Annotated in this window: 13 protein-coding genes; 7 read left to right on the top strand and 6 right to left on the bottom strand. The window is 71.1% G+C overall.

The genetic code is table 11. From position 1 onward, the window contains the following. Window position 1: 1 nt before the first annotated feature. From mmpB to AC068Z_RS02360, 3 genes are all read right to left on the bottom strand, one after another. Window positions 2-130, bottom strand: a complete 129-nt coding sequence (mmpB, locus tag AC068Z_RS02370; protein ID WP_451720774.1) for a morphogenic membrane protein MmpB — start codon at window positions 128-130, stop codon at window positions 2-4. Between the two features lie 74 nt (window positions 131-204). After that, complete coding sequence (locus AC068Z_RS02365) at window positions 205-414, bottom strand: acyl-CoA carboxylase epsilon subunit (RefSeq protein WP_478551492.1); 210 nt, start codon at window positions 412-414, stop codon at window positions 205-207. Window positions 415-448: 34 nt separating this feature from the next. Next, window positions 449-2,035, bottom strand: coding sequence for an acyl-CoA carboxylase subunit beta (locus AC068Z_RS02360; protein WP_478551490.1), 1,587 nt, complete (start codon window positions 2,033-2,035; stop codon window positions 449-451). A 111-nt stretch (window positions 2,036-2,146) separates the two neighbouring features. Here AC068Z_RS02360 and AC068Z_RS02355 point away from each other — a divergent pair, with 111 nt between their 5' ends. Beyond that, window positions 2,147-3,016: a biotin--[acetyl-CoA-carboxylase] ligase gene (locus tag AC068Z_RS02355; RefSeq protein ID WP_478551488.1), complete on the top strand. Its 870-nt coding sequence runs from the start codon at window positions 2,147-2,149 to the stop codon at window positions 3,014-3,016. Window positions 3,017-3,152: 136 nt separating this feature from the next. After that, on the top strand, window positions 3,153-4,262 hold the full coding sequence (locus AC068Z_RS02350) for an adenylate/guanylate cyclase domain-containing protein (protein ID WP_478551486.1): 1,110 nt from the start codon (window positions 3,153-3,155) through the stop codon (window positions 4,260-4,262). Between the two features lie 9 nt (window positions 4,263-4,271). Here AC068Z_RS02350 and AC068Z_RS02345 read toward each other — a convergent pair whose 3' ends face one another. Further along, on the bottom strand, window positions 4,272-4,922 hold the full coding sequence (locus tag AC068Z_RS02345; RefSeq protein ID WP_478551484.1) for a hypothetical protein: 651 nt from the start codon (window positions 4,920-4,922) through the stop codon (window positions 4,272-4,274). 181 nt (window positions 4,923-5,103) lie between these two features. Between AC068Z_RS02345 and AC068Z_RS02340 the strand changes: the two genes are divergently transcribed. The 3 genes from AC068Z_RS02340 (at window position 5,104) to hutH (ending at window position 8,776) form a co-directional block, all read left to right on the top strand. After that, window positions 5,104-5,907, top strand: a complete 804-nt coding sequence (locus AC068Z_RS02340) for an enoyl-CoA hydratase/isomerase family protein (RefSeq protein WP_478551482.1) — start codon at window positions 5,104-5,106, stop codon at window positions 5,905-5,907. Between the two features lie 117 nt (window positions 5,908-6,024). Continuing rightward, window positions 6,025-7,173: a GGDEF domain-containing protein gene (locus AC068Z_RS02335; RefSeq protein ID WP_478551481.1), complete on the top strand. Its 1,149-nt coding sequence runs from the start codon at window positions 6,025-6,027 to the stop codon at window positions 7,171-7,173. Between the two features lie 64 nt (window positions 7,174-7,237). Then, on the top strand, window positions 7,238-8,776 hold the full coding sequence (gene hutH, locus AC068Z_RS02330) for a histidine ammonia-lyase (RefSeq protein ID WP_478552263.1): 1,539 nt from the start codon (window positions 7,238-7,240) through the stop codon (window positions 8,774-8,776). A 52-nt stretch (window positions 8,777-8,828) separates the two neighbouring features. Here hutH and AC068Z_RS02325 read toward each other — a convergent pair whose 3' ends face one another. Further along, window positions 8,829-9,611 (bottom strand): hypothetical protein, encoded by a 783-nt coding sequence (locus AC068Z_RS02325; RefSeq protein WP_478551479.1) that lies wholly within the window; start codon window positions 9,609-9,611, stop codon window positions 8,829-8,831. A gap of 42 nt (window positions 9,612-9,653) precedes the next feature. Further along, window positions 9,654-9,956 carry an LPXTG cell wall anchor domain-containing protein gene (locus AC068Z_RS02320; RefSeq protein WP_478551478.1) on the bottom strand — a complete coding sequence of 101 codons (303 nt, stop codon included), beginning with the start codon at window positions 9,954-9,956 and terminating at the stop codon, window positions 9,654-9,656. 120 nt (window positions 9,957-10,076) lie between these two features. Between AC068Z_RS02320 and AC068Z_RS02315 the strand changes: the two genes are divergently transcribed. Next, window positions 10,077-10,421, top strand: coding sequence for a hypothetical protein (locus AC068Z_RS02315; RefSeq protein WP_478551476.1), 345 nt, complete (start codon window positions 10,077-10,079; stop codon window positions 10,419-10,421). Window positions 10,422-10,624: 203 nt separating this feature from the next. After that, complete coding sequence (locus AC068Z_RS02310) at window positions 10,625-11,887, top strand: L,D-transpeptidase (RefSeq protein WP_478551474.1); 1,263 nt, start codon at window positions 10,625-10,627, stop codon at window positions 11,885-11,887. Window positions 11,888-11,915: the final 28 nt, after the last annotated feature.

Raw genomic sequence — 11,915 nt, 5'->3', positions numbered from 1 at the left:
ATCAGCGTAGTCCGGTCACGAGCATCGCGAGCACCATGGCCACGGCCACGAAGACGCCCAGTCTGCGCAGCATGTTCTGCATGTCGCGCAGTTCTTGGGGGGGTTCGTCTTCGGGGTCGGACCACAGCATGCATTCGATGGTGCGGAATGGCCGGTCCCCGGCGCCTGAGTACGCGTACTCAAGTTGGCGCCGGGGTTCCGGTTCTAGCTCGGCCAGTAACTACGCACCCACGTCGCCGCGCCCGGCTGGGGCAGACGGCGGGTTGCGATCCTCGCCGGGTCGGACCAGGCGTCCCTCGGGCCCTGTGCGCCGGGCGGCTCGGTCGTGGCCGCCGCGGCGCGGGCGCGGACCACCGCCAGGGCGGCGGCCAGCTCCTCCGGTGTCGGGTTGCCCCGCAAAACCTTGATCGTCACAGCGGCTCCTTCGCAGCGGGTTGTTGCCGTGCTTCTACAGCGGGATGTTGCCGTGCTTCTTCGGCGGCAGGGACTCGCGCTTCGTACGCAGCTGACGCAGCCCCCGCACGATGTGCCGGCGCGTCTCGGACGGCATGATCACCGAGTCCACGTACCCACGCTCGGCCGCGACATAGGGATTCAGGAGCGTGTCCTCGTACTCCTGGATCAGCCGCGCCCGCGTCGCCTCCACATCGTCCGCCTCCGCGATCGTGCGCCGGTGCAGGATGTTCACCGCACCCTGCGCACCCATCACCGCGATCTGCGCGGTCGGCCAGGCCAGGTTCAGATCGGCACCCAGGTGCTTGGACCCCATCACGTCATACGCGCCGCCGAACGCCTTCCGCGTGATCACCGTGATCAGCGGGACCGTCGCCTCCGCATACGCGTAGATCAGCTTCGCACCCCGCCGGATGATCCCGGTGTGCTCCTGGTCCACCCCCGGCAGGAACCCGGGCACGTCCACAAACGTCAGCACCGGCACATTGAAGGCGTCACACGTGCGCACGAACCGCGCCGCCTTCTCGCTCGCGTCGATGTCCAGACAGCCCGCGAACTGCATCGGCTGATTGGCGACGATCCCCACCGGACGGCCCTCCACCCGCCCGAACCCGGTGAGGATGTTCGGCGCGAACAACGGCTGCGTCTCGAAGAACTCCGCATCATCCAGCACATGCTCGATCACCGCGTGCATGTCGTAGGGCTGGTTGGCGCTGTCCGGCACCATCACATCCAGCTCGCGGTCCTCGTCGGTGAGTTCGAGGTCCGCCTCCTCCGCGAACACCGGCGGCTCGGAGAGATTGTTGGACGGCAGGTACGACAGCAGCTGCTTGACGTACTCGATCGCGTCCTTCTCATCCCCCGCCATGTGATGCGCCACACCCGACGCCGAGTTGTGGGTGCGCGCACCCCCCAGCTCCTCAAAACCCACGTCCTCACCGGTGACCGTCTTGATGACGTCCGGACCGGTGATGAACATGTGCGAGGTCTGGTCCACCATCACCGTGAAGTCGGTGATCGCCGGCGAGTACACCGCCCCGCCCGCACACGGCCCGACAACCAGGCTGATCTGCGGGATCACCCCCGACGCGTGCGTGTTACGGCGGAAGATCTCCCCGTAGGCGCCCAGCGAGGCCACACCCTCCTGGATCCGCGCACCACCGGAGTCGTTGATGCCGATCACCGGGCACCCGGTCTTCAGCGCGAAGTCCATCACCTTGACGATCTTCTGCCCGTAGACCTCGCCCAGCGCCCCGCCGAAGACCGTGAAGTCCTGCGAGAACACCGCCACCGGACGGCCGTCGACCGTCCCGTACCCGGTGACGACACCGTCGCCGTAGGGGCGGTTGTTCTCCAGGCCGAAGTTGGTGGAACGGTGCCGGGCGAACTCGTCCAGCTCGACGAAGGAACCCTCGTCCAGGAGGAGTTCGATGCGCTCACGGGCCGTCAGCTTGCCCTTGGCATGCTGCTTCTCCACCGCACGTGCGGAGCCGGCGTGCGTCGCTTCCTCGATGCGGCGCTGAAGATCCGCGAGCTTGCCCGCGGTGGTGTGGATGTCGATCTGCTCTTCCGGCTCGGACATCGGGATCGCGGCTCCCTGCCTGCTCAAAAGGGGGGACGGTTACTCATCCGTAGAGTAGTGGCGCGCCTACCAATCGGCAGTGCGGCGTTTACCACACCTAGGGTGGCTTGCATGACGCCGCGAGATGCATCAGACGACAGCCGCTGGTCCGACCTCGACCGCCCGCCGCTCAACGGAGCCGCGCTGCGCCGGGCCCTGGTCCGGGACGGCGGGCACGAGGGCCTCTACTGCGATGTCGAGGTGGTGCAGCGCACCGGCTCCACCAACGCCGACCTCGTGGCGCTGGCCGTGGCGGGCGACGCGGAGGAGGGCGCGGTCCTCGTCGCGGAGGAGCAGACGGCCGGGCGGGGACGCCTGGACCGCCAGTGGACGGCGCCGCCGCGCTCGGGCCTGTTCTTCTCGGTCCTGCTGAAGCCCGCCGAGATCCCGGTGGCCCGGTGGGGCTGGCTACCACTGCTCACGGGAGTGGCGGTCGCGGCGGGGCTCTCGCGTTCCGCGGGGGTCGACACGGCACTCAAATGGCCGAACGACGTGCTGGTGACCGTCGGCGACGAGGAGCGCAAGGCCGGGGGGATCCTGGCGGAGCGGGCCGGGGACGACGGGGTGGTGGTGGGCGTCGGCATCAACGTCACCCTGAAGGAGGACGAGCTGCCGGTGCCCCAGGCGGGTTCGCTGGCGCTGGCCGGGGCGGTGAGCACGGACCGGGATCCGCTGCTGCGGGCGGTGCTGCGGTCCCTGGAGGACTGGTACGGGCGGTGGCGCTCGGCCGGGGGCGACCCGGGCGCGAGCGGGCTCCTGGAGGCCTATGCGGCCGGGTGCGCGACGCTCGGGCGGGTGGTGCGGGCGGAGCTGCCGGGGGACCGGGCGATCGTGGGCGAGGCGGTGGCCGTGGACGGCGACGGACGGCTGGTGATCGCGACGGAGGACGGGGTACAGGAGCCGGTGGGGGCGGGGGACATCGTGCACCTGCGTCCGGCGTGAGCGCGCCAGGGCGCGTACAGCAACCGGTGCCGTCGCGGAAGGGTCAGCCGTGCTTCACGGAGTGAGCTGGCGCACACCTGCCGTAGAGTTGGGGCCGGTCGATACCTGACCGCGGCAGATCGGAAGGGCAGCAGGCGTGACCGTCGACGACACGGGCTCCGGCATGGACCCCCACGCCGCCGACCCCGGCGACGACCCCCTCGCCCTGCGTCTCGAACAGCTCATCCTCGGCGCGGAGCGGCGCTACACCCCTTTTCAGGCCGCCCGCAGCGCCGGTGTCTCCATGGAGCTGGCCTCCCGTTTCTGGCGGGCCATGGGCTTCGCCGACATCGGGCAGGCCAAGGCGCTGACCGAGGCCGACGTACTGGCGCTCCGGCGCCTGGCCGGTCTCGTCGAGGCGGGGCTGCTGAGCGAGGCCATGGCCGTGCAGGTGGCCAGATCCACCGGCCAGACCACCGCCCGTCTCGCCGAGTGGCAGATCGACTCCTTCCTGGAGGGCCTGACCGAGCCGCCCGAGCCGGGCATGACGCGCACCGAGGTCACGTACCCGCTGGTCGAGCTGCTCCTGCCCGAACTGGAGGAGTTCCTCGTCTACGTCTGGCGCCGCCAGCTCGCCGCCGCGACCGGCCGTGTCGTCCAGGCCGCCGACGACGAGGAGATGGTGGACCGCCGCCTCGCCGTCGGCTTCGCCGACCTCGTCGGGTTCACGCGGCTGACCCGCCGTATGGAGGAGGAGGAGCTCGGCGAACTCGTCGAGGCCTTCGAGACCACCGCCGCCGACCTGGTGGCGGCGCGCGGCGGGCGGCTCATCAAGACGCTCGGTGACGAGGTGCTCTACTCCGCCGACGACGCGGGCGTCGCCGCCGAGATCGCGCTGCGGCTCATCGAGACGATGGCGAACGACGAGACCATGCCCGAACTGCGGGTCGGCATCGCGTTCGGCACGGTGACCACCCGGATGGGCGATGTCTTCGGCACGACCGTGAACCTGGCCTCCCGGCTGACGTCGATAGCGCCACGGGACGCCGTCCTCGTGGACAGCGCCTTCGCCGAGGAGCTGATCCGTACCGGTGAGGCGCCGGCCTCCGAGGCGGAGGCGGCGGAGGCCGCGGCGACCGCCGAGAAGGAGGGCGAGGAGCCCCCGACGTACCGCTTCGCGCTGCAGCCGATGTGGCAGCGGCCCGTGCGTGGACTCGGTGTCGTCGAGCCCTGGCTGCTCACCCGGCGTGACGGACCGCCGGCGTAGCCCTCGCGGTCAGTCGTGGCGCGCGGTGAGCGGGTCCACGCACAGCCCGATGATCGGCACACAGACCCCGGGACGGTCCGACGGGCTGGGCGACGGCTGGGGGCTCGGGGGCTCCGCGGGCCTGCTGGGGGCGGGCGTCGGCGCGGCCGCGGGTGGCTGAGGAGTACGGGGACTCGTCGTCCGCGGTGGCTGGGGCGCGGGGGTGTCCGGGGCCTGCGGGATCGTCGTCGTCCCCGGGTCCGGGGGCGGTGCGGCCGTCGTGGCGGAGGGCGTCGGTACGAGGGTGGCGGGTGCCGTGGGGGTGGCGGTCAGGCCGCCCATGGCGGAGGTCGCGGACGGGCTGACCCGGGGCAGAGAGCCCACCGTCGCGGCGGCGTTCGTGGCGCGGTCCGTGCCCGACGGGCCGGTGCCTGTGTCCCCGTCCGCCCACGGTTCCGCCTCCGGTGGGCCGAGGCCGCCGAGCCCGGACTCCGGAGTCAGCCGTACGAGGCTCAGGGCGCCGGCGGCCAGGGCGAGGCCGCCCGCGGCGAGCAGGACCTTGCGGGGACGGGGGCGGCGGTGCCGTCCGCGGGGCCCGAAGAGCCGGGGCGGTGTGACCGCGGCCGTGAAGTCCTCCGCGCCCTGCCCGGTCACCGCCTTCGCTGATTCCGTAACCGCCATGACGATTCCTTCCCGCTGCGCGCGCCCCCGTTGCGCCGTGGCGGACGCACGCTATGCGCTCCGGCGGGCGGGGGGAGTGCGGTTACGGGGGATATCACCCGAACGGGGTGGCTTCCCCCTGGGGGGACGGGCTGCGATGATCGGGACGGTTGTTGTTAACCCGCGTTAACCGGAGGGTGTCATGAGCGAGGAGCGGTACGGGGAGTTCGTGCTGGTACGGCGGCACGGGGACGGCGGGCATGTCGCGGAACTCGCCCTGGACCGGCCCAAGGCCATGAACGCGGTGTCGACGGAGATGGCGCGGTCGGTGGGGGCGGCCTGTGCGGCGCTGGGGTCGGACAGCTCGGTCCGGGTGGTGGTGCTGACCTCCACGCACGAGCGGGCGTTCTGTGTGGGGGCGGATCTGAAGGAGCGGAACTCCTTCAGTGACGCGGATCTGGTGCGGCAGCGGCCGGTGGCGCGGGGGGCGTACACGGGGGTGCTGGAGCTTCCGGTGCCGACGATCGCCGCGGTGCACGGGTTCGCGCTCGGGGGCGGGTTCGAGCTGGCGCTGTCGTGCGACCTGATCGTGGCCGACGGGACGGCTGTCGTGGGGCTGCCCGAGGTGTCGGTGGGCGTGATTCCCGGGGGCGGCGGTACGCAGCTGCTGCCGCGGCGGGTCGGGGCGGCGCGGGCGGCGGAGCTGATCTTCTCGGCGCGGCGGGTGGAGGCGGCGGAGGCGAAGGCGCTGGGGCTCGTGGACGAACTGGTGGAGCCGGGGCGCGACCGTGAGGCCGCGCTGTCCCTGGCCGCGACGATCGCGGGCAACTCGCCGGTGGGGCTGCGGGCGGCGAAGCGGGCCCTGCGTCTCGGTCATGGCCTGGATCTGCGGGCGGGCCTGGAGGTCGAGGACGCGGCCTGGAGGTCGGTGGCGTTCTCGGGGGACCGCGCGGAGGGGGTCGCGGCCTTCAACGAGAAGCGCAAGCCGCAGTGGCCGGGTGAGTGACGGTTCGGCAGGTCATGGACGGCGCCGCCGCTCGTATGGGGCGGCGGCGTCGGTTCCGTGACACCTGTTCGCCGTATCAATGTCCCTGTTTGTCGGGAACCTCCCTAGCCTGGTGTGATGGGTGAGGACGTTCGACTGGCGGCCGTTGTGGGGTTGGCGCAGGGGATGGCGGCGGCGCATTCTTCGCGGGAGGCCTGGCGGGCCGCCGCGAGTGGGGCCTGCCGGGCGCTCGGGGGGAGCTTCGCCGCGCTGTCCGTGTGGGAGCGTGAGCTGGGGCGGTTGCGGGTCCTCGCCAATGTGGGCGACCGGGCCGACGGCGAGGCCGAGTTCCCCGATGACGAGGCCTATCCCGTGCACCAGTTCCCCGAGATCACCGAGTTCCTGCACGAGCGCTGGGCCGGCGGCGGCGAGCCCAACGCCTGGGTCGAGACCGCGGAGGGTCCGGCGGCCGGAGGGCCCCCCGGCTACGTCCACCAGCGCGTCGCCGCGCTGCGCCGCCGTGGCCGCGGGTGCTGTGTCGTCGCCCCTATCGTGCTGCACGGCCGGGCGTGGGGGGAGTTGTACGTGGCCCGCCCCGTCGGCGCCCCGCTCTTCGAGCGCGCCGACGCCGACTTCGCCACCGTCCTCGCCTCCGTCGTCGCCGCCGGTATCGCCCAGGCGGAGCGGCTGGAGGAGGCCCGGCGGCTGGCGTACACCGACGCGCTCACCGGTCTGGCCAACCGCCGTGCCGTGGACGGGCGGCTCGACGAGGCCGTCGAACGGCACCGCAGGGACGGCGTCGTCGTCAGCCTCGTCGTCTGCGACCTGAACGGACTCAAGCGCGTCAACGACACCCGCGGGCACGCCGTGGGCGACCGCCTGCTGGAACGCTTCGGCTCGGTGCTCTCCCTGTGCGGCGCCATGCTCCCCGGCGCGCTCGCGGCCCGGCTCGGCGGCGACGAGTTCTGTCTGCTCGCCGTCGGCCCGCCCGCCGGCGACGTCGTCCGCGCCGCCGACGAACTGTGCCGCAGGGCGGCCGAGTTGGAACTGGGCGAGGGGGTCGCCTGCGGGGTCGCCTCCACCGCCGACCCCATCGGCCCGGTCCGCTCCGCCCGCCGCCTCTTCCGGCTCGCCGACGCCGCCCAGTACCGGGCCAAGGCCATGCGCGCGACGAAACCGGTGGTCGCGGGCCGGGAGGGTCCCGACGACCCCGTCGTGCAACTGGCCGACGCTCCCTCCACCGAACCGCAGACCGCGGAGCGCCGCCGGTTCCGCGGACGAAGGTAAGGGGCGAACCCCGCTCCCACTGGTGACATCTTGGAATTCAGTGCGTACGCTCCTGAATATGGATATGCACACTGTGGTGGTGGGGACGTCCGGAGTCACCGCGTCCGACGTTCTCGCCGTGGCGCGCGACGGCGCCCGGGTCGAGCTGAGCCAGGAGGCCGTGAGCGCCCTCGCCGCGGCCCGCGAGATCGTGGACGCGCTGGCGGCCAAGCCCGAGCCCGTCTACGGCGTCTCCACCGGCTTCGGGGCCCTCGCGACCCGGCACATCAGCCAGGAGCTGCGCGGCCGGCTCCAGCGGAACATCGTCCGCTCGCATGCCGCTGGAATGGGCCCCCGCGTGGAGCGCGAGGTCGTGCGCGCGCTGATGTTCCTGCGGCTCAAGACCGTCTGCTCGGGGCACACCGGCGTCCGCCCCGAGGTCGCGCAGACCATGGCGGACCTCCTGAACGCCGGTATCACCCCGGTCGTCCACGAGTACGGCTCCCTCGGCTGCTCCGGCGACCTCGCCCCGCTCTCCCACTGCGCCCTCGCGCTCATGGGCGAGGGCGAGGCCGAGGGCCCGGACGGGACCGTGCGGTCCGCCGGGGAACTGCTCGCCGAGCACGGCATCGCCCCCGTCGAGCTGCGCGAGAAGGAGGGCCTCGCCCTCCTCAACGGCACCGACGGCATGCTCGGCATGCTGATCATGGCCCTCGCCGATCTGGACACCCTGTACAAGTCCGCCGACATCACCGCCGCGCTCTCCCTGGAGGCGCTGCTCGGCACCGACAAGGTGCTCGCGCCCGAGCTGCACGCCATCCGCGCCCACCCGGGGCAGGGCGCCTCCGCCGCCAACATGCTCGCCGTACTGAAGGACTCGCAGCTCACCGGGCACCACCAGGACGACGCCCCGCGGGTCCAGGACGCCTACTCCGTGCGGTGTGCTCCGCAGGTCGCCGGGGCGGGCCGGGACACCATGGCGCACGCCCGGCTCGTCGCCGAGCGGGAGCTGGCCTCGGCCGTGGACAACCCCGTGGTCCTGCCGGACGGGCGCGTGGAGTCCAACGGCAACTTCCACGGCGCCCCCGTCGCCTACGTCCTGGACTTCCTCGCCATCGCCGCCGCCGACCTCGCCTCCATCGCCGAGCGGCGCACGGACCGGCTGCTCGACAAGAACCGCAGCCACGGCCTGCCGCCGTTCCTCGCGGACGACGCCGGTGTCGACTCGGGGCTCATGATCGCCCAGTACACGCAGGCCGCCCTGGTCAGCGAGCTGAAGCGGCTGGCCGTACCCGCCTCGGCCGACTCCATCCCGTCCTCCGCCATGCAGGAGGACCACGTGTCGATGGGCTGGTCGGCCGCGCGCAAGCTCCGTACCGCCGTCGACAACCTCACCCGGGTCATCGCCGTCGAGCTCTACGCCGCCACCCGCGGCATCGAGCTGCGCGAGGGGCTGACGCCCGCGCCGGCGTCCCGGGCCGTCATCGAGGCCGTACGCAAGGCGGGTGTGCGGGGTCCCGGCCCCGACCGCTTCCTCGCCCCCGACCTCGCGGCGGCGGACGCCTTCGTGCGGGACGGCCGGCTCGTCGCGGCCGTGGAGAGCGTCACGGGGCCGCTGCAGTAGCGGACAGTACGGAGCCCCGCCGTCCGGACGTGACGGCGGGGCTCCGCGGTACTTACTTGATCTTGTCGACCTGGGCGGTGATCAGCTCCGCCGAGGTCGCGGTGGGCTTCGTCGACTCCCCGGCCAGCGCGGCGAGGTTCATCGTGTAGAAGGTGGCGACGGTGTTGCCCTTGCGCACGACCTCGATGGTGAAGCCGGCCGCGCTCGCGCCCTCCATGGCCACTTCCTGGGTGTACGCCACGGACTCGTCGCCCTTGCCGGAACCCTCGGCCGCGGAGACCTTGTTGACCTTCGTGGTCTCGCCGTCACCGGTGAAGCTGTAGCCGCCGGCGCAGGCCGAGACACCCTCGGAGACGGCCTTCAGGGCCTTCTCGGCGCCGTCGCCCTCGTAGGAGGACAGCCCCACGAACGTCGCGTTGACGTCGAAGGCGGCTTCGAGGTTCTCGGGATCAGCCGTGTCGGCGCCCGCCGGCACCGAGGAGACGCCGGTGGACGCCTGCGCGTCGGTGTCTCCCGGCGGCAGGGCGACCATGGACCAGAGCAGCGGCTCGCACTCGGCCTTGCTCACCTCGGCCTCGGACTTGGACTTCGGCAGATCGCTCGTGTCCTCGATCTTGAACTTCTTCGCGTCCAGATCCCCCTGCGTGAGCAGCAGCTTCTTCAGCTCCGCCGCACTCAGCGCCTTCGCGGCCTGGGTGGGGGATGCGGAGGAGTTCCCCGCGTCCGTGGACTTGGAGCCGTCGGACTCCTCGCTCGAACAACCCGTGATGAGGGCGAGCGTCACCGCGCTCAGGGCGACCGTGGCGCCTATGCGCGCCCTCGATGATCTCTTCATGGGCGGACTATGAAGGTTTGTTTAAAGAATCGTCAAGTCAGTTCAGAAACCGTGACGTTCCCGTCGGACCGAATAGACCACGAAGCCCGCACCCAGGGCGAGCGAGACGGTTCCGCCGACGACGTACGGCGTGGTGTCGAAGCTTCCGGTGTCGGCGAGTTCGACCCCGGAGTCGTCGGAGGTGCCCGTGGCGGCGACCCGTGCCTGCTGGGTCACCTGTGTGGCCGGGGGAGCCTGTCTGGCCGGCTCGTCACCGGTCGCGTTGGCGGACGGGACGAACCACAGGGCGCCCAGCAGGGTTCCCGCGGCGGTGGCGGTCAGCAACGGACGGCGAGCGGATGACACGGAATATCGATCCCCTTGTGACGCTGGCGAATTGGCCGTGTGGGGCGATGCTAATGAAAGGGCCGGGTCGCGGGAAAGTCGTGGGAGCCTCAAGCCCGTCCCGGGCCGTACTCTCCGACCATGAGCACTGAAGAGACATCACCTTTTGTCCGGCTTCGGGTGGAGCTCGTCCTGGAAGTGGACGACGCGGACGCCGTGACCAAGGCGGCCCTGCGCCGCATCGCCGACGACACCGAGATGCCCGCCGACGAGCGGGCGCACGCCGAGAGCGCTGTGACGGAAGACACCGCAGAGGCGCTCGCCTATCTCGTGGACCCGTTCGACCTGGTCAGTGAGGTGCCCGGGGTCGACCTCGCGCAGGCCTCCTGGTCCAGCGAGCAGATCGACTACGACCCCGATTCGCCCGACTGGGACCTCGACGAGGATGATGTCGACGAGGACGACGACGAGGAGACGGTCGGCTAGCGCGGCTTGGGGAAATCGTGACCCCGGCCGGCAACCGCCGTCCGGGGTTTCTTCGTCTCAAGCGGCGCACTGACCGACATCCACCCCACCCGGCGCGGCGGACGTGGCGTGCCCCACACATCCCAGGGATGTGGAACGGGACGAACCGGTCGTAGCGTTGAAGATTCTTGATGGGGACTCTCGGGTTTCCGGGTTCGGCGACGATGGAGAAGCGTGTGATGACGGTCGGTAAGCGGCGCAGGGGCCTGACGGTCGCGTCCGCTCTGCTCGGTGGTGTGCTGGTGCTCTCGGCGTGCTCCGGCGGCGACGAAGCGTCCGGTGACGACGGCGGCGACACCTCGCAGGCCAAGGTCGACGAGGCGGCGGCTCAGAAGACCTCCGAGGCGCAGATCAAGATCACGCCGAAGGACGGCACCGACAACGCCTCCATCAACAACTCCGCCGCCGTCACCGTGAGCAAGGGCACGCTCACCGAGGTGACGATGACCACCGCCGACGGTGCCGCCGTCGAGGGCGCGATATCCGCGGACAAGACCAGCTGGAAGCCCAACGCCCCGCTGGAGCGGTCCACCACCTACAAGATCGCGGTCACCGCGAAGGACGCCAAGGGCCTGGAGGCCCACGAGAACGCCTCCTTCAGCACGGTCTCCCCGGACAACAGCTTCCTCGGCTACTTCACGCCGGAGGACGGCTCCACCGTCGGCGTGGGCATGCCGGTCTCGATCAACTTCGACAAGGCGATCACCAACAAGGCAGACGTCCAGAAGGGCGTGACCGTCTCCACCACCAGCGGCCAGGAGGTCGCCTGCCACTGGTTCAACGACCAGCGCATGGACTGCCGCCCGGACGAGTACTGGAAGGAAGGCTCCACCGTCACGCTGAAGCTCGCGCTCGACGGTGTCGAGGGAGCCGAGGGCGTCTACGGCGTCCAGCAGAAGACGGTCACCTTCACCATCGGCCGCAACCAGGTGTCCTACGTCGACGCCAACACCAAGCAGATGAAGGTCACCCAGGACGGCAAGGTCGTCAAGACCATCCCGATCTCGGCCGGTTCGCCGGAGAACAAGACCTACGAGGGCATCATGGTGATGTCGGAGATGTTCAAGGAGACGCGCATGAACGGCGCGACCGTGGGCTTCACCGACGACGACGGCAAGGGCGAGTACGACATCAAGGACGTGCCCCACGCCATCCGCCTGACCAACTCCGGCACCTTCATCCACGGCAACTACTGGGGCGCCGACTCGGTCTTCGGCAACGTCAACACCAGCCACGGCTGCGTGGGCCTGAACGACACCAAGGGCGCCAACGACAAGGGCACCGAGGGCTACTGGTTCTACAGCAACTCGATCGTCGGTGACGTCGTCGTCGTCCAGAACACCGGCGACAAGACGGTGGCCCCGGAGAACGGCCTCAACGGCTGGAACATGAGCTGGGCGGACTGGAAGGCGGGCTCGGCGGTCTGAGCCGCCTGCCTTCCCCGCAGCAAGCGGC

The organism is Streptomyces sp. NPDC043726 (assembly GCF_056436565.1).
Note: the sequence above shows the minus strand (reverse complement) of the source record. Positions and strands in the feature narration are given on the sequence as shown.

Excerpts from the sequence above, each read along its gene's own strand:
- AC068Z_RS02340 (WP_478551482.1), top strand. The coding sequence starts at position 5,104 with ATGAGCGAGGAGCGGTACGGGGAGTTCGTGCTGGTACGGCGGCACGGG.
- AC068Z_RS02315 (WP_478551476.1), top strand. The coding sequence starts at position 10,077 with ATGAGCACTGAAGAGACATCACCTTTTGTCCGGCTTCGGGTGGAGCTC.
- AC068Z_RS02345 (WP_478551484.1), bottom strand. The coding sequence starts at position 4,922 with ATGGCGGTTACGGAATCAGCGAAGGCGGTGACCGGGCAGGGCGCGGAG.
- AC068Z_RS02335 (WP_478551481.1), top strand. The coding sequence starts at position 6,025 with ATGGGTGAGGACGTTCGACTGGCGGCCGTTGTGGGGTTGGCGCAGGGG.
- AC068Z_RS02325 (WP_478551479.1), bottom strand. The coding sequence starts at position 9,611 with ATGAAGAGATCATCGAGGGCGCGCATAGGCGCCACGGTCGCCCTGAGC.
- AC068Z_RS02360 (WP_478551490.1), bottom strand. The coding sequence starts at position 2,035 with ATGTCCGAGCCGGAAGAGCAGATCGACATCCACACCACCGCGGGCAAG.
- AC068Z_RS02310 (WP_478551474.1), top strand. The coding sequence starts at position 10,625 with ATGGAGAAGCGTGTGATGACGGTCGGTAAGCGGCGCAGGGGCCTGACG.
- AC068Z_RS02355 (WP_478551488.1), top strand. The coding sequence starts at position 2,147 with ATGACGCCGCGAGATGCATCAGACGACAGCCGCTGGTCCGACCTCGAC.
- mmpB (WP_451720774.1), bottom strand. The coding sequence starts at position 130 with ATGCTGTGGTCCGACCCCGAAGACGAACCCCCCCAAGAACTGCGCGAC.
- hutH (WP_478552263.1), top strand. The coding sequence starts at position 7,238 with ATGCACACTGTGGTGGTGGGGACGTCCGGAGTCACCGCGTCCGACGTT.